This window comes from Arthrobacter sp. UYCu512, assembly GCF_040547075.1.
GTDB lineage: Bacteria > Actinomycetota > Actinomycetes > Actinomycetales > Micrococcaceae > Arthrobacter.
Map to the genome: position 1 here is coordinate 40,071 of NZ_JBEPPA010000003.1, position 23,862 is coordinate 63,932.

Annotated in this window: 23 protein-coding genes; 3 read left to right on the plus strand and 20 right to left on the minus strand. The window is 67.2% G+C overall.

Annotation, left to right across the window (positions count from 1 at the left end):
• The first annotated feature begins 27 nt into the window (after positions 1-27).
• Positions 28-1,278 carry a heparan-alpha-glucosaminide N-acetyltransferase domain-containing protein gene (locus ABIB49_RS04160; protein ID WP_354156733.1) on the plus strand — a complete coding sequence of 417 codons (1,251 nt, stop codon included), beginning with the start codon at positions 28-30 and terminating at the stop codon, positions 1,276-1,278.
• 7 nt (positions 1,279-1,285) lie between these two features.
• On the opposite strand, the gene ABIB49_RS04165 is transcribed toward ABIB49_RS04160, so the two are convergent.
• The 7 genes from ABIB49_RS04165 to ABIB49_RS04195 all read right to left on the minus strand — a co-directional run bounded on the left by ABIB49_RS04165 (position 1,286) and on the right by ABIB49_RS04195 (position 6,826).
• A complete protein-coding gene (locus ABIB49_RS04165) occupies positions 1,286-1,786 on the minus strand; it encodes a hypothetical protein (RefSeq protein ID WP_354156734.1) in 501 nt (166 codons plus the stop codon).
• 5 nt (positions 1,787-1,791) lie between these two features.
• Complete coding sequence (gene dapB / locus ABIB49_RS04170) at positions 1,792-2,550, minus strand: 4-hydroxy-tetrahydrodipicolinate reductase (protein ID WP_226774380.1); 759 nt, start codon at positions 2,548-2,550, stop codon at positions 1,792-1,794.
• Between the two features lie 29 nt (positions 2,551-2,579).
• A complete protein-coding gene (locus tag ABIB49_RS04175) occupies positions 2,580-3,062 on the minus strand; it encodes a molybdenum cofactor biosynthesis protein MoaE (protein ID WP_226774381.1) in 483 nt (160 codons plus the stop codon).
• Positions 3,052-3,558 carry a MogA/MoaB family molybdenum cofactor biosynthesis protein gene (locus tag ABIB49_RS04180; RefSeq protein ID WP_226774382.1) on the minus strand — a complete coding sequence of 169 codons (507 nt, stop codon included), beginning with the start codon at positions 3,556-3,558 and terminating at the stop codon, positions 3,052-3,054. The genes ABIB49_RS04175 and ABIB49_RS04180 overlap by 11 nt, the downstream gene beginning before the upstream one ends.
• A 2-nt stretch (positions 3,559-3,560) precedes the next feature.
• Positions 3,561-4,094 (minus strand): cyclic pyranopterin monophosphate synthase MoaC, encoded by a 534-nt coding sequence (gene moaC, locus ABIB49_RS04185; RefSeq protein WP_396021253.1) that lies wholly within the window; start codon positions 4,092-4,094, stop codon positions 3,561-3,563.
• Positions 4,082-5,305: a molybdopterin molybdotransferase MoeA gene (locus tag ABIB49_RS04190; protein WP_226774383.1), complete on the minus strand. Its 1,224-nt coding sequence runs from the start codon at positions 5,303-5,305 to the stop codon at positions 4,082-4,084. The genes moaC and ABIB49_RS04190 overlap by 13 nt, the downstream gene beginning before the upstream one ends.
• 81 nt (positions 5,306-5,386) lie before the next feature.
• Positions 5,387-6,826 (minus strand): molybdopterin-dependent oxidoreductase, encoded by a 1,440-nt coding sequence (locus ABIB49_RS04195; protein ID WP_502913757.1) that lies wholly within the window; start codon positions 6,824-6,826, stop codon positions 5,387-5,389.
• 452 nt (positions 6,827-7,278) lie between these two features.
• On the opposite strand from ABIB49_RS04195, the gene moaA reads away from it, so the two are divergent.
• Together moaA and ABIB49_RS04205 are read left to right on the plus strand one after the other, a co-directional pair.
• Positions 7,279-8,415, plus strand: a complete 1,137-nt coding sequence (gene moaA, locus ABIB49_RS04200; RefSeq protein ID WP_226774198.1) for a GTP 3',8-cyclase MoaA — start codon at positions 7,279-7,281, stop codon at positions 8,413-8,415.
• A 7-nt stretch (positions 8,416-8,422) separates the two neighbouring features.
• Positions 8,423-8,689: a MoaD/ThiS family protein gene (locus ABIB49_RS04205; protein ID WP_226774199.1), complete on the plus strand. Its 267-nt coding sequence runs from the start codon at positions 8,423-8,425 to the stop codon at positions 8,687-8,689.
• Here ABIB49_RS04205 and ABIB49_RS04210 read toward each other — a convergent pair.
• From ABIB49_RS04210 to kynA, 13 genes are all read right to left on the minus strand, one after another.
• Positions 8,686-9,591 (minus strand): alpha/beta hydrolase, encoded by a 906-nt coding sequence (locus ABIB49_RS04210; protein ID WP_226774200.1) that lies wholly within the window; start codon positions 9,589-9,591, stop codon positions 8,686-8,688. The two genes, ABIB49_RS04205 and ABIB49_RS04210, sit on opposite strands and share 4 nt — an antisense overlap.
• Positions 9,588-10,265: a TetR/AcrR family transcriptional regulator gene (locus ABIB49_RS04215; RefSeq protein WP_226774201.1), complete on the minus strand. Its 678-nt coding sequence runs from the start codon at positions 10,263-10,265 to the stop codon at positions 9,588-9,590. The genes ABIB49_RS04210 and ABIB49_RS04215 overlap by 4 nt, the downstream gene beginning before the upstream one ends.
• Positions 10,262-11,878, minus strand: coding sequence for a class I adenylate-forming enzyme family protein (locus tag ABIB49_RS04220; protein WP_354156735.1), 1,617 nt, complete (start codon positions 11,876-11,878; stop codon positions 10,262-10,264). The genes ABIB49_RS04215 and ABIB49_RS04220 overlap by 4 nt, the downstream gene beginning before the upstream one ends.
• Positions 11,875-13,125 (minus strand): branched-chain amino acid ABC transporter permease, encoded by a 1,251-nt coding sequence (locus ABIB49_RS04225; RefSeq protein WP_226774203.1) that lies wholly within the window; start codon positions 13,123-13,125, stop codon positions 11,875-11,877. Before ABIB49_RS04225 ends, ABIB49_RS04220 begins: the two co-directional genes overlap by 4 nt.
• A complete protein-coding gene (locus ABIB49_RS04230; protein WP_226774204.1) occupies positions 13,122-13,997 on the minus strand; it encodes a branched-chain amino acid ABC transporter permease in 876 nt (291 codons plus the stop codon). The genes ABIB49_RS04225 and ABIB49_RS04230 overlap by 4 nt, the downstream gene beginning before the upstream one ends.
• Entirely contained in the window at positions 13,994-14,749 is a 756-nt protein-coding gene (locus ABIB49_RS04235; protein WP_354156736.1) for an ABC transporter ATP-binding protein, read from the minus strand. The genes ABIB49_RS04230 and ABIB49_RS04235 overlap by 4 nt, the downstream gene beginning before the upstream one ends.
• Positions 14,746-15,510 (minus strand): ABC transporter ATP-binding protein, encoded by a 765-nt coding sequence (locus tag ABIB49_RS04240; RefSeq protein WP_354156737.1) that lies wholly within the window; start codon positions 15,508-15,510, stop codon positions 14,746-14,748. The genes ABIB49_RS04235 and ABIB49_RS04240 overlap by 4 nt, the downstream gene beginning before the upstream one ends.
• Before the next feature lie 91 nt (positions 15,511-15,601).
• Complete coding sequence (locus ABIB49_RS04245) at positions 15,602-16,798, minus strand: substrate-binding domain-containing protein (RefSeq protein ID WP_502913754.1); 1,197 nt, start codon at positions 16,796-16,798, stop codon at positions 15,602-15,604.
• Between the two features lie 486 nt (positions 16,799-17,284).
• On the minus strand, positions 17,285-18,628 hold the full coding sequence (locus ABIB49_RS04250) for a M16 family metallopeptidase (protein WP_226774207.1): 1,344 nt from the start codon (positions 18,626-18,628) through the stop codon (positions 17,285-17,287).
• Between the two features lie 157 nt (positions 18,629-18,785).
• Complete coding sequence (locus ABIB49_RS04255) at positions 18,786-21,035, minus strand: polyribonucleotide nucleotidyltransferase (protein ID WP_253033235.1); 2,250 nt, start codon at positions 21,033-21,035, stop codon at positions 18,786-18,788.
• Positions 21,036-21,278: 243 nt separating this feature from the next.
• On the minus strand, positions 21,279-21,548 hold the full coding sequence (rpsO, locus tag ABIB49_RS04260) for a 30S ribosomal protein S15 (protein WP_226774209.1): 270 nt from the start codon (positions 21,546-21,548) through the stop codon (positions 21,279-21,281).
• Positions 21,549-21,707: 159 nt separating this feature from the next.
• Complete coding sequence (kynU, locus tag ABIB49_RS04265; protein WP_396021245.1) at positions 21,708-23,009, minus strand: kynureninase; 1,302 nt, start codon at positions 23,007-23,009, stop codon at positions 21,708-21,710.
• Entirely contained in the window at positions 23,006-23,860 is an 855-nt protein-coding gene (gene kynA / locus ABIB49_RS04270) for a tryptophan 2,3-dioxygenase (protein ID WP_226774210.1), read from the minus strand. Before kynA ends, kynU begins: the two co-directional genes overlap by 4 nt.
• Positions 23,861-23,862 lie beyond the last annotated feature (2 nt).

The window sequence follows — 23,862 nt, forward strand, 5'->3', positions numbered from 1 at the left end:
GACGATCAAAGCATGACGCCGCGCGGAATGGCTTCCCCACCCGCGACGGCACGGGGCAGGGGCAGGAACAGTTCCAGGGGTACCGGCGGTAAGTCCGGAACCCGCCTCCCAGGCATTGATGCCGCCCGCGGACTGGCTCTCCTGGGCATGATGGCCACCCATATTCTTCCCATCTTCGAAGCCGATGCCCAACTCACACCCACCTGGGTGGGCTTGGTGTTTTCCGGGCGCGCCTCGGCACTGTTCGCGGTCCTTGCGGGGATCGGGCTTGCCCTCTCAACCGGTAAACAGCATCCCTTCCAGGGTCCGCAACTGTGGGCGGCTCGGCGGGGAATCGCCCTGCGCGCCCTGATGGTCGCCGCAGTCGGGCTCTCCATCGGCGGACTGGAGGTTAATATAGCCATCATCCTGGTCCACTACGCCGTGCTGTTCCTGTGCGTGCTGCCGTTCCTCGGCCTGGACGTCAGACGCCTGCTGGTTCTTGCCGCCGGCTGGGTGCTCGTGACCCCGGCGCTCGCTTTCCTGTTGCGGCCGTGGCTGCTCACCGCGATGCCTCGGCTGCAGCTGGGCCACAACCCGGAGTGGGGGGACCTGTCCACCCCCGCCGTGCTGTTGGGGGACCTTTTTTTCACCGGCTATTACCCGGTGCTGCAGTGGATCACCTACCTGCTGATCGGACTCGCGATCGGCCGCCTGGCGCTGACCACGGCGTTGGTCCCGGTCCTGCTGCTGGCAGCCGGAACCCTGGTGGCGGTCGCAGCCAAGTGGCTCGGCGTGGTGCTGATGGAGGACTGGGGCGGCCGGGCGGCGCTGCAGGCGTCCCTGCTGAATCCGTCCTATCCGCTGGAGAGCCTCCTGCAGGTCAACCTGGCCGGCGTGGACCAAACCGGCTCCGCCTGGTGGCTCGCCTCCAGCGCACCCCATTCGGGCAGCACCCTGGATCTGCTGCACACCTCGGGGGTGGCGGCCGCAGTCGTTGGAGTCTGCCTGTTGCTTGGCCGGCTGGTCGTGCGCACCGGGGTGGATCTGCTGCTTGCGTTGCGGGGTGCCGGTGCCATGACACTGAGTCTCTACACGGCCCACCTGTGCGTGATGGCCGCGTTGTACGGCCAGACCCTACCGGCGGGGTGGACGGTCGAGGGCGTGTACTGGGCGCAGGCCGGGGCAGCCCTGGTTGTTGGCGGAATCGTCGCGGCCCTGGCCTGGCGGGGTCCGCTGGAGTGGGTGGCTCATGCCGCCAACCAGCTCGGCCGCTTCCAGCCGGCCCGCCTCCGCTGACCGGGTTTCAGGCCCTGCCGTTGCCGTTGCCGTTGCCGTTGCCGCCACGATACAGCCGGAGTGCGTCGCGCATCGAGGAGCGCGCCCGTTTCCGGTCTCCCGCGGCGTCATAGGCGCAACTGAGCCGGAACCAGGAGCGCCAGTCTGCCGGCGCAGCCTCCGTTTCGGCGCGGTACTTTTCGAATTCACGGTCCGCCGCATCGCGGATGATCCGCCCCGCCGGGGTGCGCGGCAGGTTGTCTTCCGGCAGGCCGCCCTCGGCCTCGAGGATTTTCGCCAACCGTTCGGTCCGGGCGCCGAAGAGCAGCTCCCGGGCAAGGGCCCAGGCTCCGATAACCGGCAGGACCAGGTAGGCGGCCCCAATCGCCTTGGCCATCGGGTTGGCGTCCGTCATCAGCAACACCGAGCGCTGGAAGGACACCACCAGGTAGAAGACCAGCAGGAGCGTCACGGCACCCACCCAGATCTTGGTGCGGTTGGCTTTGACGAGCGTGAGGACATTGGCCATAGCGCTCAGAGCCCCAGGTCCAGGTAGCCGTCGAGGCCCACGGTGAGGCCCGGATTCGCGGCCACGCTGCGCACACCCAGCAGCACACCGGGCATAAAAGAGGACCGGTCGAAGGAATCGTGCCGGAAGGTCAGCTGCTCACCCGGCCCGCCAAGCAGGACTTCCTGATGTGCCACGAGGCCCCGGAGCCGGACACTGTGGACGCGGACTCCGTCGACGTCGCAGCCGCGCGCGCCGGGCAGGCCGGTGGTGGTGGCGTCGGGGCTGGCGGGCAGGCCTGCGTCTGCACGCTCGGCGGAGATCAGCTGCGCGGTGCGCACGGCGGTTCCGGACGGGGCATCCACCTTGTCCGGGTGGTGCAGTTCGACGATTTCGACGGATTCGAAGTAGCGCGAGGCCTTGGCCGCAAACGCGGAGGCGAGGACCGAGCCGAGCGCGAAGTTCGGTGCGATCAGGACCCCGACACCGGACCGGCCGGCGAGGAGCTGCTCGAGCCGGGCCAGTCGCGCCGCGTCCCAGCCTGTTGTCCCCACCACAGCGTGGATGCCGTGTTCAACGGCGTAGGTGACGTTCGCTTCCGTGCTTGCGGGGACCGTCAGGTCCACCACGATCCGGGCTCCGGCGCCGCTGAGGGTCTCCAGGGGATCGTTCCGGCCCAGCGCGGCCACAAGCTTCAGGTCCGCGGCGGCCTCGATGGCCCGCACCGCCTCGGCGCCCATGCGCCCGTTCGCGCCCAGCACGGCGACTGCGAGTTGTTCGGTCATGCCATCAACCCTACCGCCGGGCAGCGGGCCTACTCCCCTGCGCCGACCCACTCGACCGTGCCGTCGGCAAAGAACTGTTCCTTCCAGATCGGGACCTGGGCCTTGATCCGGTCCACAAGTTCCGAGCAGACGGCGAAAGCCTGGCCGCGGTGCGCCGCAGCGACGGCACAGACCAGCGCGGGGTCGCCGATCTCCAACATCCCGATCCGGTGTGCCGCCCAGATCCGGACAGGATGGGCAGGCACGTCCGCGGAACTGCCGGGATGTCCGGCGGCTGACTGTTCGGCGACAAGTTGCGCGACGACGTCGGCCATCACCTGGTGCGCTGTCGGGTGGGCGCTGTAGCTCAGGCGCTGGACGGGTTTGCCGCCGTCGTGGTTCCTAACCACGCCGCTGAAGCTGACCACAGCACCTACGGTGTCGGACTCGACGGCGGCGATGGCCTGGTCCACCGAGATGGCGTCGGCGCTAAGCACCGCGTTGATGACTTCGAAGCGTGGCTCAGTGCCCATGGGTGCCCTCCAGCTGGTCGCAAAGGTGTCCCAGGATCGGATCGAGCACGCTGAGGCCGTCCATCACGCCTTTGGGGGAACCGGGGAGATTAATAATGAAGGTCTGGCCGGCCGCGCCTGCGTGGCCCCGGCTGAGCATCGCCGTCGGGGTCTTGGCAGATCCGGCGCTGCGGATGCCTTCCATGATGCCCGGGATCTCCCGGTCCAACAGTGGCAGGGTCTGTTCCGGGGTAGCGTCTGTGGGGCTCAGCCCGGTGCCGCCGCTGGTGATGATAACGGCCGGAGCCTGGCTCAGGAGCGCGCGCAGGGCACCGCCCACCGCGTCTCCGTCCGGGACCACGAGGGCCGGGTAGGGTTCAAAGCCGTGTTCGGTTAGCCAATCGATGATGACGGGCCCGGTCAGGTCCTTATAGACCCCGGCCGCGGCCCGGGTCGAAGCAATAACAACGCCGGCCTTACGCCCGCTCGCTTCACCGTGGCGGTGTGGTTCAGGCATGCTCACAGTCTCCAGTCCCCGCTCTTGCCGCCGCTTTTGGCCAGCACCTTGATATCGGTCAGGACCGCGTGCTTGTCTACTGCCTTGATCATGTCGTACACGCTGAGGGCGGCGACGGAGGCTGCGGTCAGCGCTTCCATTTCGACGCCGGTGACCCCGCGGGTCTTAACCGTGGCGAACACGGTGACCGAGTCGGCGCCGAGTTCAAAGTCGACGGTGACCTTGGCGATCGGCAGCGGGTGGCAAAGCGGGATTAAGTCCGGGGTTTTCTTGGCGGCCAGGATGCCGGCGACCCGGGCGACAGCCAGGGCATCGCCTTTGGGCAGGTCTCCGCTGCCGAGGAGCGCCAGGACCTCCTCCGTGCTGCGGACTGTGGCGGTGGCGGTGGCCTCGCGGGTGCTTTCGGCCTTGTTGGACACGTCCACCATCTGGGCCGTGCCATCCTGCCGCAGGTGGGTCAGGCCCGGGCCCTCCGGTGCGGGGGTCATCCCTGCGGGGGTCTTCTTTGGAGGGTTCTCTTCATTCACAGCATCCATACTTCCACCTCGGCGCCCGCAGCGAGCGCAGCGGTACCTTCGGGCACCTGGATCAGGGCGTTGGAGTGCGCCAGCGCACTGACGAGGTGCGAACCGGACCCGCCTTCAAGCCTGACGGTGCCGTCGGGAAGGACCGTGCCGCGCCGCACCTGGTGTTTGCCTGCCGGTGACGTGAGCGCCCCGGCCAGGCGGGCCTTGACTGCCGGCCGCGGGGCGGGCGAACCGAAGAGGTCCCCGAGCGCCGGCCGCAGGAACATTTCGAAGGACACGAGGCAGCTCACCGGGTTCCCCGGGAAGCCCAGCACTGGCACTCCTTCGAAGGTTCCGATTCCCTGCGGGCCGCCGGGCTGCATCGCGACGCCGAAGAAGTCGACGCGATGACCCTCCATCGCCTGCCGGACCACTTCATACGCGCCTTTGCTGACGCCGCCGGTAGTAACAATCAGGTCAATGTCCGCCAGGTGCAGGCCCAGCAGGGCGGCGAGCTCCTCCGGACGGTCGGTCGAAACCCCGGTCCGGGTGACGTCGAGGCCGGCCTGGCGCATGGATGCCTCGAGCAAGGTGGCGTTGGAGTCGTAGATCTTGCCGGCGCCCAGCGGCCGTCCCGGCTCCACAACCTCGTCCCCGGTGGTGACCAGGAGGACCCGCAGGGCTTGGTAGACGGCTACCTCGGTGTATCCCAGCGCGGCCAGCAGCCCCAGCTGACCGGGTCCGAGGCACGTTCCAGCGGTGAGAGCCAGCTCACCGGTGCGGATGTCGCTGCCGGCGTCGCGGACGAAGTTTCGTGCCGGGGCGGCGGGAAGGCGGACCGTGGCCGGCACTCCCGGGAGGGGGAAAGCCGCGGGGTCCGCCTGCTCGATCGGGACGACGGCGTCGGCGCCGGCTGGCAGCATGGCTCCGGTCATGATCGGCGCGGCAGTCCCGGCAGCCAGTTCAGGGGGCGCCGCGCCGGCCGCGACGGGGGCCACAACGGTCAGTTCGGTGCCGCCGTCGGGTACGTCAGCACTCCGGATGGCAAAGCCGTCCATCTGCGAATTCGCAAATGGCGGCAGGTCCAGCGGAGCCACGACGTCCGCAGCGAGTCCGCGGCCCAGTGCCGCCAGGAGCGGGAGCATCTCGATCCGGTCCGGGGTGCGGAGCGGGGCCAACAGCCGGCGGACCGATTCGCGGTGCGCTGCCACGGTGACGTGCCGTGCCTGGGTGCTGTGCATTCGTTCGTGACCCCTCGTCGTGGGCCATTGACCTGAGTCGCCGGCCCGGCTCCGTGGCCCTGGCGTGTTTGGCCCGGCCCGCTAGGACTTCACATCAACTCTAACCGTGTGAAAGCCGGTAGCACCGCTGGGCGCCACGGGCGCGCGCTCTTCCACCTGCGCGACGCCGTTGAGGTCCGTGGCGCGGACCTGGACCTCGTACTGGCCGGGGCTCAGCTGCAGTTCGAGTTTCCACTGGTACCACGTGTCGCGGGAGATCCCGGGGGCCAGCTGCGCCGGCTGCCAGGTGCCGCGGTTGACCCTGAGCTCGACCCGGCCAATCCCGGTGTGCTGGGCCCACGCGACGCCGCCGAAGGCCACCGTCCCGGCCTGGACCGACCGGGCCTGCCGCGGCACGTCGATCCGGGAGGAGGTTTTAACCGGCCCTCGCTCGCTCCAGCCGCGGGGCGTCCAGTATCCGGCGTCATCCGCGAAGCGCGTCACCTTAAGCTCTGTGACCCACTTGGTCGCCGAAACGTAGCCGTAAAGGCCCGGGACGATCATTCGGACCGGGAAGCCGTGCTCGAGCGGCAGCGGGTCGCCGTTCATACCAACCGCCAGGAGTGCGTCACGGTCATCCGTCAGCGCCTCCAGCGGGGTGCCGGCCGTCCAGCCGTCCGCGCTGCGGGACAGCACCATGTCCGCGCCGTCCTTCGGGCGGGCCAGTGCCAGTAGTTCCCTGACCGGCCAACCCAGCCACCGGGCATTGCCGATCAGGTCCCCGCCCACCTCATTGGAGACACAGGCGATGGTGACGTGCCGTTCGATCAAGGGTTTGGCCAGCAGGGCGGCAAAGTCCAGGGAGATCTCCTGCTCCACCAGGCCGATGACTTTGAGGGTCCACTGCTCCGGGTTCACCACCGGGACGCGCAACGCGGTGTCAATCCGGTAAAAGTCCTTGTTCGGCGTCACCAGCGGCACCGCGCCCTCCAGCCCGAGTTCGGCGCCGGCCGGGACCGGCGGGGCCGGTGCCGATGGTCCGGGAAGCACCAGCTTGCTGCGCAGTTCACTCACGGCTGCGGCTGCCCCGCGGATTGTTGAAGCCAGCACCCCCGCGATGAGGGCGGCAGCGGCCGTTCCGCCGAGCGCCTGGAAGAATCGACGCCGGGCCGGAGCAGGCGCCGGAGCGGAGGCGGAAGCGGCGGTGCCGGGGGCGGTGGTGCCCGGAGCAGGCGCCGGGGCGGGGGCGGCGGTGCCCGGAGCAGCCGCCGGGGCGGTGGTGCCCGGGGCGGAATCCGCGGGCGCCCGTAGGGCACGGCTGTGCCATTCGCCCAGCCGCCGGACCAGCCACCGCAGCGCAATCATCCCCACGATGGCGGCGAGCAACGGGACCGGGACCGCGTTCAACGTCAGTTCGGCCCGGCCAAGTACTGCCACCAGCCCCACTGCGCCGAAGACGGCAATCAGGGCAACCCCGGCGAAGCGCCGGCGCGCTTCGACGACTCCGGACAGGGCTGCCAGTCCGGCGATCAGCAGCGCCATGCCACCGAGCAGGGCTACCTTGTCCGCCGTCCCGAAGAGCGAAACAGCCCAGTCCTTGACTCCCGGCGGGACAGCATCGATCACGGCCCCGCCCACAGCTGTCACCGGGGAAAGGGAAGGACTCACGAATCCGGCAGTGAGCTCCCCCAGGGCAAGGCCCGTCCCGACGGCCGTGATTCCGGCCGCTGCAGCCCAGCCGCCCGTGTGCCGGGCCGGACTTCGCGGCCTGGGGACAGCCGGCACCTCGGTGCGCCCGCCGGGGCCCGGGGTGGGCGCAGGCGCCGCTGGTTGACGGTTAGGGGTCGTGTTCACCCCTCCATCATAGGTTTTGTGCCGCCCGACAGCGCCGGGTGGACGACGGTACGGACCACGGAACGGGCGGCGGAACGCCGGCAGCGGAATCCGGACCGGACCGGAGTGTTGCCGGCGTCGGGTTGGCGTAGCCTGATCCTATGAGTGTTCAGCTAGGCATGCCCCAGCCCCGCGCGGATGACGCATCCGGCGAGGGAATTTCTGCGACGCAGCCCACCGCACGCCCGGCCGGAATGCCCGCGGGCCTCCTCGACCGCTACGGCCGACGTGCCACCGATATGCGGCTCTCCCTGACGGACAAGTGCAATCTGCGCTGCACCTACTGCATGCCGGCCGAGGGCCTTCAGTGGCTCTCCAAGCAGGCAGTGATGTCCGCGGCGGAGATTGTCCGGATCGTCAGGATCGGCGTCGACATGCTGGGGGTGCGTGAACTGCGGCTCACCGGCGGCGAACCGCTGGTCCGGGCGGACCTGCTGGATATCATTTCAGCCCTCCGGCAGGCACACCCGGACCTTCCCATCTCGATGACCACAAACGCCGTCGGGCTGGACAAAAAAGCCGCCGGGTTGAAGGCGGCGGGGCTGTCCCGGATCAACGTCTCACTGGATTCGCTGCATGAGGAAACGTTTACCCAACTGACCCGGCGCCCCGTCCTGAACAAGGTCCTGGCCGGCGTGGACGCCGCCTGGGCCGCTGGCTTGGGTCCCGTAAAACTCAATGCAGTGCTGATGCGCGGCATCAACGACGCCGAGTCCCCCGCGCTGCTGGCATGGGCCCTGGACCGCGGCTACGAACTGCGTTTCATCGAGCAAATGCCGCTCGACGCGGACCACGGCTGGACCCGCAGGAACATGATCACGGCCGCGGAAATCCGCGATTTGCTCTCCGTTGATTACGTCCTGAGCGCCGATCCGCGGGACCGCGACGGCGCCCCCGCGGAACGCTTCGAAGTCCGGGCGCGGGTTCCCGGCACCGCCGAGGCGACCGGCCCCGTACTTGGAACCGTCGGGATCATCGCCTCCGTGACCGAGCCGTTTTGCGCGGACTGCCGCCGCACCCGCATCACAGCGGAGGGCAAGATTATGAGCTGCCTGTTTTCCCGTGAGGAAGTGGATCTGCTGGACCTGCTTCGCCAGGGCGCCAGCGACGAACAACTCGCCGAGCGCTGGCAGGATGCCATGTGGATCAAGCCCAAGGCCCACGGTATGGACCACGTCGGGCTGGACGCCCCGGACTTCGTCCAGCCGGACCGCAGCATGAGCGCCATCGGAGGCTGAACCACCTGTGAATGTACGTTACTTCGCTGCCGCGCGCGCTGCCGCCGGCGTCGACAGTGAACTCTTCGACCTGCCCGCGGACGCCACGCTCGCCGCGTTGCTGGATGCGATCCTCGCCGTCGAACGCCCGGAACCCCCGGCCGGGACCCCGCCGCTGGCGCGTTTACTGTCACGAAGCAGCTTCCTGCGCAACGAGGTGGCGGTGCGGAACCGTGCGGTGGTGCTGCAGCCGGACGACGTCGTTGATGTGTTGCCGCCCTTCGCCGGCGGCTAAGGAGCCGCCAGCGCCGAACGCACGGTGTCCGCGACGGCGGCTGCGCCGGCCCCGCCCATAATAATCGTGTAGTGGTTAACGTCGGGGACTTCGCGGACGGACAGGGAAGGCAGCTTGTCCGCCCAGGTATTCAGGTAGCCGGGCGCGTAAAGGCCGCCGGCTTCATTGAGCAACCCCCGCGGGGCCCGCAACGCAATGGTTTCGACCGCGAGCTCAGCCAGGGCCTTTAGCAGTGAAGCGCCCCGGTGCAGTTCGGCGGTGTCGTCCGCCATCGCCTGGTACCGGGTGGCCGGCCGGAGCTGCGGTGCCTCGCCGGTGAGGTCGTAATCGACGTATTCCTCCACGAGCGGGTTCCAGTCCGCACTGAAGGCCGGATGCTGCCGCCAAAAGCCGCGATAGGCCTCCTTGCTGGGGAAGGCTGCGTTCAAGCGCTCGGCCGCCGGACCCAGCACCGCAGCGACGATTTCTTCGTCGCTGAGCTGCGCCGGCACCTGGAGCGGCAGCCCGCCGTCGACCAGCACCAGGGACCGCACCAGCGCCGGAAACAGGTTCGCCATCACCACGGCGGCGAAACCTCCCATCGAATGGCCAACAACCACCACGGGCCCGGTGCTGAGTGCGGTCAGCACGGCCGCGAGGTCCCCTGCGTGGGACGGCATCCCGTAGGGAGCAGGCAGCCCGTTGCTCCGGCCCCGGCCCCGCAGGTCCGGGGCAATGATCCTGACGTCCGGCAGCGCCCGGGACAACGCCAGCCAGGCCTTGTGGGACGCCGTAACACCGTGCACCGCCAGGATGGTCGGGGCAGCAGCGTCCGCGGGTCCCCAGAGGGCGGTGTGCAGGGTTCCGCCACGGACCTCAACCTCGATGGTCCGGTAGCCGGGGTCAGCAGTGGCCTCGTTCATGGGACTGTCCTTTCCGGAGCCTGTATCGGTTTGGTGGCGGGGCCGGGAGTTGGACCCGGCGTCGGTGCGAGGGCACGTTCGATGAACTGCATCATTTGCTCAAAGACTTCCTCCGGGACATCAGGCCGGGCACCGTGCGCCGGCTCGGTGCCTTCCTCGTCCCACAGCACCCAGCGCATGCCGATAAGTTCGCCGATGCCCATGAGGGCCCACGCCGCGACCGTGGGGTCCATGTCCCGGACTTCGCCGCTGAGCTGCGCGGCTTTAAGCCCTTCGATGTAGCCATTGACGATCCGGGTGTAGTGCAGGCGCAGCGCCCCGGGCGAGACGAACTCGGCCTGCCGAATGATGCGGTACAGCGCGGGATGTTCTGCGGTGAATTTGAAGAAGGCCCGGAACCCGGCGCGTTCGGCTGCGAGACGGGTGCCGGCGGATCCGGCGGCCTCCGCCATGGCGTGCCGTACCCGCCGGTTCAGGTCCTCAACGACCTCATCGAAAATGGCTTGTTTGCCCTCGAAGTAGAGGTAGAACGTGCCGAGTCCGACGCCTGCCTCCTCGGTGATTTTTACAATAGAGGCCTCGTGGTAGCCCACCGAAGCGAAGACCGTTTCGGCAGCCTGCAGCAGTTTGGCCCGGGTGCGGGTACCCCTCGCGGTGCGCGGCGCGGCGCTCATCGTTGACTCCCGTCCGCGGGCAGGAAGGCGCCCCTGTTGTCCGGTTGTGCCGCCGGCCCGTCCCCGCCCAGCTGCTGCCGCAGCCGGCCGCGCAGCACCTTGTTCAAGGCAGTGCGGGGCAATGCGGCAACAGTGACGATCCGTGCCGGAACTTTGAAGTGGGCCAGCCGGGCAGCGCAGTGCTCAAGGAGGTCCTGATCATCGGTGGCAAGGCCGGGGCGGATCACTACAAAAGCCACACCGGTTTCGCCCCAGCGCTCGTCGTCGACGCCAACGACGGCGGCCTGCGCCACTGCCGGATGGTCCAGCAGTACCGCCTCGACCTCAGCCGGGGCCACGTTTTCGCCCCCTGAAATGTAGATGTCCTTGAGCCGGTCCACGACTTTGATGTATCCCTCGGCGTCGCGCTCCACGAGGTCACCGGTGCGAAGCCAGCCGCCGGCCAGGACGGCCGCAGTAGCGGCCGGGTCGCGGAAGTAGCCGGCAAAGACCCCGGGGCCGCCCACCAGGAGTTCGCCGGTGGCGGCGCCGTCCAGGATGTCCCCCGTCACCGGGTCGGCCACGGCGACGGCGACATGCGGGTACGGTTTGCCCGATGACCCCACCATCCGGGCGGCGTCCTCGTTGGCAAGGCAAAGGACATTCGGTGACGCTTCCGTGAGTCCGTAGCCCTGGCTCAGGGCCACTCCCCTGCGGTGCCAGATCCGCAGCAGCGGTGCCGGCATGGGTGCCCCGCCCACCACGGCGTGCCGGAGGCTGGCCAACCCGGCGGACGCGAAGTCCGGATGCTCGGCGAGCATCAGGTACTGGGTAGGGACACCCATGAGCATGGTAACGCGCCGCTCCGTGATCAGCTGCAGGACCCTGCCAGGTTCGAAGCCGCGTTCGAGAACCACGGTTGCCCCCGTCCACCAGGCCAGCAGGGGCTGGATGTTCCAGCCCCCCACGTGGAACTGCGGCAGCACGGCCAGCACGACGTCGGTGCTGCCAAGATCCAGCGTTCGGGACAGGGACAGATTGGTCCAGAAGCAGTTGGCGTGGGTCAGCACGGCGGCCTTGCTGGCGCCCTCGGTTCCGGACGTGAAGACCATCAGGAGGGGATCGTCGTCGCGCACTTCCCGGTTGATCCCGGGCCCGCCGGCGCCCGGACCGGACACAATCAGCGGCCGGGACGGTGGTGGCACCGACTTTTCAATGCCGCCGGGGCCCAGCGCGGCGGTCCGCGGCCGGTGCGCCAACAAGGTGCAGGCCCCCGCGGCGAGGGAGTCCAGTTCGTCCTCGACAAGCAGCAGCTGCGGCTCGGCGAGCTCCAGCTGCGCGGCGAGCTCCCTGGCTGAGAGCCGCCAGGACAGCGGGACGAGGACCATGCCCGCCTTGGCGCAGGCGAAAAACACCACAACGTGGTCTGAGCTATTGCCCGTCAGGGTCGCGACCCGGTCCCCGGTGACGTAGCCGGCGACCTTCAAGGCAGCGGCGAGTCCGGCAGCCCGACGCTCCAGTTCGCCGTAGCTCAGCGTGCAGCCGCGGTCGTCAACGGCGATCCGCAGGGGGGTGGAAAGGCTGCGGTCAGTGGTCCAGCGGCCCAGGGTGTGCAGCCCGTCGACGGGTATCATTCGGATTCCTCCAGGATCTCGCGGGACGCCGCTCTCTGTTGGCGGCCCGTGCCGGGGGGCCCGGCACCTTCATTTCCCTTGCCGGGCCCCCTGCTTGGGTTGCGGCGGCCGGCCAGCCGCTGTGCGGTGCCCGTCAAACCGCCTGGCAGGAACAGCACCACGAGGATAAACAAGGTGCCCAGGATGAACAGGGGTTCCGACAGCGGTACCCGAAGGATGTCCGGCAAGGCATTGATTGCATCGGAGTTTGCCAGCGTCGTGAGGCGCTGGTCCAGGATGGTGTAGAAGACTCCACCGATCACGGCACCCCAGCGTGAACCGACGCCGCCCAGGACCACCATCACCAACAACGTGATGGTCAGGTCCGCGGACATGGCCCGCGGCACGGCGCCGCTCTGGAGCAGCAGGAACACCATACCGATGATGCTGACCAGGACGGCGGAGACCACAAAGATGAGCAGCTTGACGAGGTACGGCTGCAGGCCCAGGACGCGGACGCGCAGCTCGTTCTCGCGCACTGCGGCGGCGACGTGCCCGGCGCGGGAGGACTGTACCCAGGTCACCACGACGAAGACAGCCACCAGCACCACCAGGGCCAGCCAGTAGAGGTTGCGTGTATTGACCACTCCGACAAGGAAGTCCGGCAGGTTATCGGTGCGCAGCGTCAGGCCTTCATCTCCGCCGGTGGTGCCGTCCGGGTTGCGTCCTACTATGACCGAGCCGGCCTGGGCGAACGCGAGCGTGACCATGGCGAAGGGGATGCCGTTGACCCGCAAGCTGATGCTGCCCACCACATGGGCCAACACAATGACAATCAGCAGGGTCAGTCCCATTGCAGGCACCAGCGGGATGTCCAGGTTTTGCAGGATGATCGCCAGGCCGTAGACGCCGGCCCCGAAATACAACGCATGGCCAAAGGACAACAGTCCGGCGACACCGAGCAGCAAATGGTAGGTCAGGGCTGCGGCAGCCATCAACATACACATCGCGAGCAACTGCAGGGAACCGGGCGTGTACGTCGGCCCGGGCAACACTCCCGGCAGGGACAGATTGAGCAGCGGCAGCAGGAACAGGAACACGATCCCGGCGGCCCCGGCGGCCAGGCCGGCGATCCTTCGGCGGGTTGGGAGTCCCCGGCCGCCGCCGGGGGTTGCCCGGAGGGCGCCGCCAGCGTGCTCGCGGGTGCTGTTGCCAGTGCTCTGGATGTTTCCGGCGTTGGTGCCGGCGGCGTCAGTATCAGTGGTCATGAGGTTCTCCCGAGCAGGCCGGATGGACGGAACAGCAGGACCAACGCCAGGGCGAGCACCACAACGAAGTCGCCGGTGCCGCCGAGATAAAAGTTGGCGAACTGTTGCAGTACGGCGACAGCGACGGCGGCGATGGCTGCGCCGGTCAGCGAACCCAGTCCGCCGATCACTGTGACGATGAATGCGAAGATCAGCAGCGAGCCGCCCAGCATCGGTGAGACGTAGCCAAAGTAGTGCGAGGCCAGGACCCCGCCGAGTCCCGCCGCGGCTCCGCCGATCGTAAAGACGAGGGTAAAGGCCTTCCGGACATCGATGCCAAGGGCCGTCACCATGGAACGGTTCTCGACGCCGGCGCGGATGATCATGCCGTAGCGGGTGTTTTTCAGGAAGAACACCATGGCCAGCAGCACCAGGACGGCGGCGACGATGCAGACAAAGCGATCGTTGGGTACCCGGGCGCCGAGGACCTCGGTGGTTTCCTTGAACCACGCAGGTCCCTGGATGAACACCGGATCGGTGCCCCAGATTCCGTCAAAGAGGGCGACGGCCGCGAGGGACAGGCCCACCGTAATGAGGACCTGCTCGATGTGCCGCTGGTAGAGCCTGCGGATCAGGACGAACTCGGTGAAAGCGGCGAAGGCGGCAGCGGCAGCCGCGCCGGCCAGGAGCGAAAGCAGGAATGTTCCCCAGCTATCGGAGCCGGTCCGCCGGGCGATTTCCCAGCCGGCGAAGGCTCCAAGGGTAAGGAAGGCCCCGTGCGCGAAGTTGAGCACTCCCATCAGCCCGTAAATCAGAGACAGTCCGGCGGCCACGAGGAAGTACAGGGCACCCAGGCCCAGGCCGGTGAAGAGCAAGAGGACAACGGTACTCACAGGGCGGTCCCCCTCACGGTATCGTCCCGCGCGGGGCCCTCAGCGGAGACCCCCAGGAGGCGCTGGGTTAGCTCGGCGTCGTCGAGGAATTCCAGGGCCCGGCCGGTGTGGACCACCCTGCCGCCGGAGAGGACGACGGCACCCTCGGCGAGTTGGCGGACGACGTGCAGGTTCTGCTCGACCAGCAGGATGGGCACGGTCCTGGCGGCCTCGGCGAGCGTCTCGGCAACCTCCGAGACAATTTTCGGAGCCAGGCCCTTGGTGGGTTCATCCACCAGCAGGATCTTGTTGGTATTCAGCAGCGCGCGCGCCAGTGAGACCATTTGCTGCTGGCCGCCGGAGAGGGTTCCTGCCATTTGCGCGGACCGGGCCAACAGGTCCGGGAAGAGCTCCTCGACGAGCTGGCGCCGGGGTGCGGCGTCCCGCTCGGCAAGTCTGAGGTTTTCTGCCACGGTGAGTTTGGCGAAGACTTCGCGGTCCTCGGGAACGTAGCCCACCCCGCTGCGGACAATCTTGAACGTTGGTTCCTTCTCGATCCGTACACCGTCGAGCTCAACGGCCCCGGTTCTGTCGATCAGGCCAATGATGGCCTTGATGGTGCTGGTTTTCCCCACCCCGTTGCGCCCCAGCAGGGCGGTGATGCCGGTGGCCGGGACGATGAACGAGACGTCCTCCACGACCTGCTGCCCGGCGATGTGGGCGCTGAGGCCCTGAAGGCTAAGAATCGGGCGGGGGTCCGCTGCAGTGCTCATACGGGTTCTCCAAGATAGGCACTTTGCACTGTCGCGTCGGACATCACGGCCTCCGGACTGTCCAGGGCGAGCAAGCTGCCATGGTGCATCACCGCCACCCGGTCTACCAGGCCCAGGACCACGTCCATGTGGTGCTCCACCATCATCACCGTGCATCCCCGGTCCCGGTGCAATCCCCGGATGATGGCCGTGAGCGCCGGGACGTCCCCCGATGCCACCCCGGCCATCGGTTCGTCCAGGAGGACGACGGCGGGATCCGTTGCCAGCAGCACGGCGATCTCCACCTTGCGCTTCTCGCCGTGCGAGAGATCGCCGGCCGCCGTCATGAGCTGGCTCGTGAGCCCGACTTCCCCGATGGTCCCGCGCGCAATCCGGGTCGCTTCGTCGGACGCTGCGGGAAATCGCAGCACGCTGAAACTGCCTCCCAGTTTCGCCTGCGCGGCGAGCCGGACGTTTTCCAGCACGCTGAGACGGGGGAACAGGTTGGACGTCTGGAAGGTCCGCCCCAGACCTGCCCTGGCTCTGCGGTGCACGGGCGCGGCCGTGATCTGACGGCCGTTGAGGGTGATGGTGCCCGCCGTGGGCCGCATGACACCGGAAATCAGGTTGAACAACGTGGTCTTGCCGGCACCGTTGGGGCCGATCACGCCGACCATTTCGCCGGCGCCGATGGCGAAGCCCACATCCTGGAGGATGCGCGCACCGCCGATCTGCAGACCGAGGCCGTCGACCGCCAAGGCGGGCAGGGCTGGGGAATTCATTCGGATCCTTCGTCTTGTGCTGGGGCCGGCCACGGTGGTGGCGGCGCAGTGCGGCGCTGTGCGTTACCGTGCTGCACAGCGCCGCGAAGGACTACTTCTTTTCCGGCGGGGCGACCGTGTCGCCCGGGACGACCTTGATCAGCTCAGGAGCCCAGGAACCGCCCGCCTGGACGAGCTTGACCTGGTACATGTCCTGGATCAGTGCGTGGTCTGAAGCCCGGACGGTTTCCTTGCCCTTGGGCCCGTCGAAACTGAATCCTTCGAGCGCCTTAACCATGGCGTCGGTGTCGGCGCCGCCTTCCTTGACGGCCTGGGCGATCATCTGGCCGGCAACAAAGCCGTCCGGGGTGAAGAGGTCGGCCTTTTGGCCCGCCTTTTCGACGGCGGCGATCATCTTCTTCTCCACGACGGTACCCGCGGCCCCCGGGAAGTAGTGGTTCAGGAAGCTGATTTTACTGGTCGCCTCGCCGTAGGCGCCGAAGGTCGCTGCGTCGCCGAGGCCGGTGACGATCGGTGCGGCGTCGAATGCGCCCTGCTGGCTCAGTGTCTGCCACATGGTGCCGGAGGTAGCCCCGGCCCAGGCAACAAAGACCATGTCAGGCTTCGCATCGATGAGCTGGCGGGCGAACGGCGTGAGCTCCTGGCCTTCCGGAACAAGGACCGGCTCCACTGTGGCCCCCTTGGCCCCGAGGACGGCCTTGACAGCGGCGACGTTGCCCTGTCCGAAGGCGTTGTCCTGCGCGAAAACCACAACCTTTTTGCCCTTGGTATCGATGAACGAGCCGGCTGTGGCCACATCCTGCAGACTTTGCCGGCCGGACCGGAAGGTGTATTTGTTAACGCCTTGGAGGGCATCCGTGGCGGCGGGGCCGGCGATGTAGAGGACTTTGTTCTGCTGCGCCTGCTCGGCCAGTTTCAACGCAATTCCCGAGGAGACCGTGCCGCCGATGATCTTGTAGCCCTTGCCGATCAGGTCTTTGGCCGCCGTGACGGCTTTGTCCGGATCGCCGCCGTCGTCGGCGTAGCTGAGGTTGATCTTGGCGCCGTTGACCGTTCCGGTCCCGCCAGTCGCGTAGTCGATGCCGGCTTGGAGGCCCTCATAGTAGGTGGCGCCATAGGCTGCGAGCGGTCCGGTTTTGGAGTAGATAATGCCAACGTTGACGGGTTCGGCCGACTGGCTGCTGCCCGATTCGGCCGGCGCTGCGGTGCCGGCAGTGGGCGCGCAGGCGCTGAGGGCCAGCCCGGCGGCCAAAACGGTGGCCATTAGGAACTTCTTTGTATCCTTCACGGGATGCCTTTCGTTGAGAATCCGGGGAATCTGAGCAGGAAATTCGCTGAACCTGAAAGGTGATTCAGATTACAGTTAATCTAGGGCGCAGCTCAGGGCGTGTCAACGGATTTCAAAAAAGGCTTTTGTAACGTAACGGCGTCGGCCACAGTTCGGCGTCGGCCACAGTTCGGCGTCGGCCACAGTTCGGCGTCGGCCGCAGGCCGGCGTCGGGCGCAGGCCGGCGTCGGGCGCAGGCCAGCGTCGGGCGCAGGCCAGCATCGGCCACAGTTCGGCGTCGGCCACAGGCCAGCATCGGGCGCAGTTCAGCGTCGGGCACAGGCCGGCTTAGGGCAACGGCGGCTCCACGCGGGGATATGCCGGGGCTGCGCCTCCTAACCGCGGCGCAGCCCCGAGGCTCCCGGGGCAACTCCCCCGGCGCGCGGCCCGCACGCATCCGCGGGGAACGTTTCGGGCGCCCCGGGCGCCCTGCCGGGCACGGCCCGGTTAGAGGCCGAAGGTTTCGTTTTCGTCGAAGGGGCCAACGACCGTGAGGGTCCGTGGCGCAGCCGCGAGTTCGCGGGCGAGCACCTGGACCTCGTCAGCGGTCACCGCCTTGATCTGGCGAAGGGTCTCGTCGATGTCCTGGTATTCGCCGGAGACCAGTTCGGCACGGCCGAGCCGGGACATCCGTGAGCCGGTGTCTTCCAGTGCCAGCACGATTCCGCCACAGAGCTGCCCCACGGCCTTGCGGAGTTCCTCCTCGGAGATCCCGCCTTCTGCGAGCTTGTCCAGTTCGGCGCCGAGCAGCTCAACGACCTGCCGGACCTTGGACGGGGTGCAGCCGGCGTACATTCCGAAGTACCCGGCGTCGGCGTAGGAGGAGGCGAAGGAGTAGGTCGAGTACACCAAGCCGCGTTTCTCCCGGATTTCCTGGAACAGCCTGGAGGACATCCCGCCGCCCAGGACGGCGTTGAGCACGCTCATCACAAAGCGGCGGTCGTCGGTGGCGACGATGCTGGGGCAGCCCATGATGATGTTGGCCTGTTCCACCGGACGCTTGACCACGTGCAGTCCGGCGGTGCCGGTGATCGCGGCCCGGTCGGTGGAGCGTCGCTGCACCGGCGCGGCGTCAGGCTCAAGGCTCCAGCCGGCGGAGTGCAGGGCATCCACAACGAGTCCGCAGACGACGTTGTGGTCCAGTCCCCCGGCGGCGGTGATAACAAGCTCATCCGGGCGGTAATAGCGGCGGTAGTGGTCCCAGACGGAATCCCGGGCGACGGCACGGATGGCGTCGGGGGTACCGCCGATTGGGCGGCCCAACGCGTGGGTACCCAGCACGGCCGCGACAAAGTGTTCGTGGGCGACGTCGGTCGGGTCGTCGCTGTCCATCGCGATTTCTTCGAGGATAACGTCGCGTTCCTGCTCCATCTCCTGCGGGTCCAGCACGGCACCGGTGATCATGTCCGCGATGACGTCGATCGCCATCGGCAGGTCGGTGTCCAGCACGCGGGCAAAATAGCAGGTGCTTTCCTTGGCCGTGGCTGCGTTGGACTCCCCGCCGACCTCATCGAAGGCCGAGGCGATCTCCAGGGCGGTGCGCCGCTGGGTGCCCTTGAAAAGGAGGTGTTCGAGGAAATGGGTGGAGCCGTGCTGCCCGGGCGCCTCGTCGCGGGATCCCACGCCAACCCAGAATCCGATGGTGGCAGAACGCTGTCCGGGCATCGCCTCGGTCAGCACACGGACACCGCCGGGAAGGACCGACCGCCGCACTTCGGATCCGCCGTCGGCTCCGTGGATCAGGCTGTCAGCATGCTGGTTCTGCTCAAGCGGCAGGGGTACGACAGTCATCAAAGCCTTTCAGTAAAAACATCCCAAATCTGCCTGCCATCGTACCAGCGGGAAATCGCCCGGACGGTACGGCGGCGACGGCGATGTTCTACGCCGCCGTTAACGGCAGCGGGGCCGGTGGATAATCCACCGGCCCCGCCACTTGGGTCTGGAAAGACTACTCTGCGGCCTCGAGGGAGACCTCAGCGTCGTCAGCGTTTCCGGCACCGGCCTCGTCAGCCACAACGGGCGAGAGCGAAAGCTTTCCACGGTCGTCGATCTTGGTGATTTCCACCTGGATCTTCTGGCCGACGGAGACGACGTCATCAACGTTGTCCACGCGCTTGCCGCCGGCGATCTTGCGCAGCTCGGAGATGTGCAGCAGACCGTCCTTGCCCGGGGTCAGGGAAACGAAAGCACCGAAGGTGGTGGTCTTGACGACCGTGCCCAGGTAGCGCTCGCCGATTTCCGGGATCTGCGGGTTGGCAATGGCATTGATCGCGGACCGTGCTGCGTCGGCAGACGGGCCGTTCGTGGCGCCAATGTAGACAGTTCCGTCGTCCTCGATCGAGATGTCGGCGCCGGTGTCTTCCTGGATCTGGTTGATCATCTTGCCCTTCGGGCCGATGACCTCGCCGATCTTGTCTACCGGGATCTTGACCGCGATGACGCGCGGCGCGAACTCGGAGAGCTCATCCGGGGTGTCGATTGCGGAGTTCAGCACGTCCAGGATGTGCAGGCGGGCTTCGCGGGCCTGCTTCAGGGCGGCGGCCAGCACCGAGGCCGGGATGCCGTCGAGCTTGGTGTCCAGCTGGATGGCCGTAACGAACTCGGAAGTACCGGCAACCTTGAAGTCCATGTCACCGAAGGCATCTTCGGCGCCGAGGATGTCGGTAAGGGCGGCGTAGCGGGTCTGGCCGTCAACCTGGTCGGAAACCAGGCCCATGGCGATACCGGCAACAGCAGCCTTCAGCGGCACGCCTGCGTTGAGCAGGGACAGCGTCGAGGCGCAGACGGAACCCATCGACGTCGAACCGTTGGAGCTGAGGGCTTCAGAGACCTGGCGGATGGCGTAGGGGAATTCCTCGCGGGACGGCAGCACCGGCATAATGGCGCGCTCTGCGAGGGCGCCGTGGCCGATTTCGCGGCGCTTCGGGGAACCGACCCGGCCGGTCTCGCCGGTGGAGTACGGCGGGAAGTTGTAGTTGTGCATGTAGCGCTTGCGCGTTACGGGCGAAAGCGAGTCGATCTGCTGTTCCATCTTGAGCATGTTCAGCGTGGTGACGCCCATGATCTGGGTTTCACCGCGCTCGAAGATGGCCGAGCCGTGGACGCGGGGAAGAACCTCAACCTCGGCGGTGAGCTGGCGGATGTCCGTCAGGCCACGGCCGTCGATGCGGATCTGGTCCGTGAGGATACGCTGGCGCACAACGTGCTTGGTGACGGAGCGGAAGGCTGCGGACAGCTCCTTTTCGCGGCCTTCGAACTGGCCGGCCAGGGATGAGGTGACCTCGTTCTTGAGCTCGTCGGAAGCGGTGTCGCGTTCCTGCTTGTCGGCGATCTGGAAAACAGCGGCCAGCTTCTCGGCGGCAGCTGACTCCACGGCGGCGTAGACGTCGTCCTGGTAGTCCAGGAAGACCGGGAACTCGACGGTCGGCTTGGCGGCGCGTGCTGCCAGGTCGGACTGGGCGTCGCAAAGGGCCTTGATGAACGGCTTGGCGGCCTCCAGGCCCTCCGAAACGACCTCTTCGGTCGGGGCGGCGGCGCCCTGTTCCTTGATGAGGTTCCAGGAGTTGTCCGTGGCTTCGGCTTCAACCATCATGATGGCGACGTCGTCGCCCTTGACGCGGCCGGCAACGACCATGTTGAAGACGGCGTTCTCGAGCTGGGAGTGCTTCGGGAAGGCGACCCACTGCGAACCGTGTTCGTCGGCGATCAGGGCAACGCGGACGCCGCCGATCGGGCCGGAGAACGGCAGGCCGGAGAGCTGGGTGGACATCGACGAAGCGTTGATCGCTACGACGTCGTAGAGCTCGTCCGGGTTGATGGACAGCACGGTGACCACGATCTGGACCTCGTTGCGCAGGCCCTTGACGAAGGCGGGACGCAGCGGGCGGTCCATCAGGCGGCAAGCGAGGATCGCTTCAGTGGACGGGCGGCCTTCGCGGCGGAAGAACGAGCCCGGGATGCGGCCGGCGGCGTACATACGCTCTTCGACGTCGACGGTCAGCGGGAAGAAGTCGAAACCTTCACGCGGGTGCTTGCCGGCAGTGGTGGCGGACAGCAGCGCGGTTTCTTCGTCGAGGTAGACCATCGCTGCGCCGGCTGCCTGCTTGGCAAGTCGGCCGGTTTCAAAGCGGATTACACGCTTGCCGAAGCGGCCATTGTCAATGACTGCTTCTGAGAACTGGATTTCGGGACCCTCCATAGAGAGTCACCTCCGTTTCATGGTTCACGGAGTCCAGCCGCATCAACCCAGCCCGGCATCTGCCGGCCTGCACTACACCCGGTCATCGATCGAGACCCACGGGCCGGGCTTCATATCCTGGAAGCCGTTCCCGGAGATCACTACCGAAGACCGCGAATGCGTGATGCGGTTGATCCTCCTGTTGAGTTGTGTGTGAAAAAGGCGGCCCATTCCGTCACGGAAGGGGCCGCCCCTTAAAGCTGACTAGCGGCGCAGGCCGAGACGCCCAATGAGCGCACGGTAGCGGGTGATGTCAGTGTTTTTGAGGTAGGTGAGCATACGCTTGCGACGACCAACCATGGCCAGCAGACCGCGCTGGGTGTGGTAATCGTGCTTGTGCACCTTCATGTGCTCAGTGAGATCCTTGATCCGCTGAGTCAGGACTGCAACCTGGACCTCCGGCGAACCGGTGTCGCCCTCGGACGTTGCGAAATCCTTGATGATGGACTGCTTTACAGCGGCTTCAAGTGCCACAATAACTCCTAGATATGTGCCGTGAGGCCCGAATCAGTAACTCACCGCCGGGGGGTGCCGTGCCGGTTCTTCTGCTTTGATGCCAGCTGTCCCGTACACAACAGGACCCAGCCGCCACGGACTGCAGCCGGATCCAACGCTTAGTTTACCGGCACGCCGCTAATCTTGTCGAAACGACCCCTCCAGTGGCTGCCCGGAATGGCCCGCGTCCAGCCGTTCGCGGATCGCAGCCACCCCGCGGTGCACCTCGGTAAAGGACGTACTCAGCGGGGACAGCCCGATCCGCAGGCCCTGCGGTGCCCGGAAATCCGGGATGACGTCGGCCGCCCACAGTGCGGCGGTCATCTCCCGGAACGCCGGGTGGTCCACCGTGATGTGGCTGCCGCGCAGCTCCGGCTCCCGCGGCGTCGCGAGTTCCACGCCGGCCGGGGCGAGCCAGGCATCGTGGAGCTCGACGGCGAACGCGGTCAGCAGGCGTGATTTCTCCCGAACCGCGGCCATGCCGACCTCCTCGAGCAAGTCCAGGGTGCCACGCATGGCAAGCATCCCGAAGACCGCCGGGGTGCCGCTGAGGAACCCGCGGATGCCGTCTGCCGCTTCATACCCGGGCCCCATCTCGAATGCGTCTTTCCGGCCCATCCAGCCCCAGATCGGCTGCTGCAAACCCGGCAGGTGCCGGGCATTAACATAGGCGAACGCCGGCGAGCCGGGCCCCCCGTTGAGGTATTTGTAGGTGCAGCCGGCGGCGAAGTCGACCTCGGCGGCGTCCAGGGCAATCTCAACCGAACCGGCGGAATGGCAAAGGTCCCAGACCACCAGCGCACCCGCGGCGTGAACGGCAGCGGTGATCCCGGGCAGATCGGCAAGGAACCCGGAGCGGTAGGCAATCTGGCTCAGGACCACAACGGCGGTGGCCGGCCCCGTTGCCGCCCGCACCTGCTCGACAGTTACCCCGGCGGAAGGATCGGTGTGGATCCAGCGCAGCGTCAGCCCTTCTTCGCGGGCGATGCCCTCGACAAGGTAGCGGTCAGTGGGGAAGTTCTCCGTATCCAGCACTATTTCGGTCCGGGCCGGGTCGGCGATCGCGGCCACTGCGGCCCGGATCAGCTTGTAGAGCACCACAGTGGTGGAATCGGCGATGATGGTCTGCCCGGCGGCCGCGCCGAGGACTGCCCGGCCGAGCTGGTCGCCGATGGCCTGCGGGAGCTCCAGCCAGTGCTCGTCCCAGCCGCGGATCAGACGCCCGCCCCAGCTGTCCTGGATGAAGCTGCTGATGTCCGTGACGGTGCGCTTGAGCGGCCGGCCCAGGGAGTTGCCGTCCAGGTAGGCAAGGTCCGTGTCGGCACCGATGAAGTGGTCGCGGCAGGCAGCCAGCGGATCGGCGGCGTCCAGTTCCCGGGCGCGCTGCAACAAGGCATCTCGGTTCTGCGCCGCTGCCGCCGCCGGAGTCAGTGCGCTCACTGGCCGATCTCCGTCCGGACGGCGAAGAGCTCGGGGAAGAACGTCAGTTCCAGCGCCTTCTGCAGGAAGGCAGCACCGCTGGAGCCGCCGGTGCCGGACTTCATGCCGATGGTGCGCTGGACCGTTCGCAGATGCCGGAAGCGCCACAGCTGGAAGTTGTCCTCAAGGTCCACGAGTTCCTCACAGGCCTCGTAGGCGCCCCAGTTGTCCGCGGCGTTCTCGTAGATGTACTTAAAGACGGGGACCAGCTCGGCGCAGAACTCGTGCGCCTTGGTGACGTCCCGCTCCAGCAGCGCGGCGGGGACGTCGAAGCCCTGCCGCTTGAGGTAGGCGAGGAAATCGTCATAGATGCTCGGCGATTCGAGGATCTCCAGCAGCATCGCGTGGGCTTCGGGGTCGGATTCGAACACCGGGAGCATCTTGCGGTTCTTGTTGCCCAGCAGGAATTCGACGGCGCGGTACTGGCTGGACTGAAATCCCGAGGAGTTACCCAGGAAGCCGCGGAACTGCGAATACTCCGTGGGCGTGAGGGTGGCCAGCACGGACCACTGCTCGGTCAGGGTCTTCTGGATGTGCTTGACCCGGGCAATCGCCTTCAGCGCCGAGCCGAGGTCGTCGGAGCGGAGCCAGGCGGCGGCGCTGCGGAGCTCGTGCAGGACCAGCTTGAGCCACAGTTCTGTGGTCTGGTGCTGGATGATGAACAGCAACTCATCATGGTGCTCCGGTGTGCTGACCGGGTTCTGGGCGCTCAGCAGCGTCGGGAGCTGCAAGTAGGAGGCGTAGCTCATTCGGGAGCTGAAGTCGCGGACAATATCCTTGTCCAGTTCCCTGGTATTTTTCTCAATCGTCACGT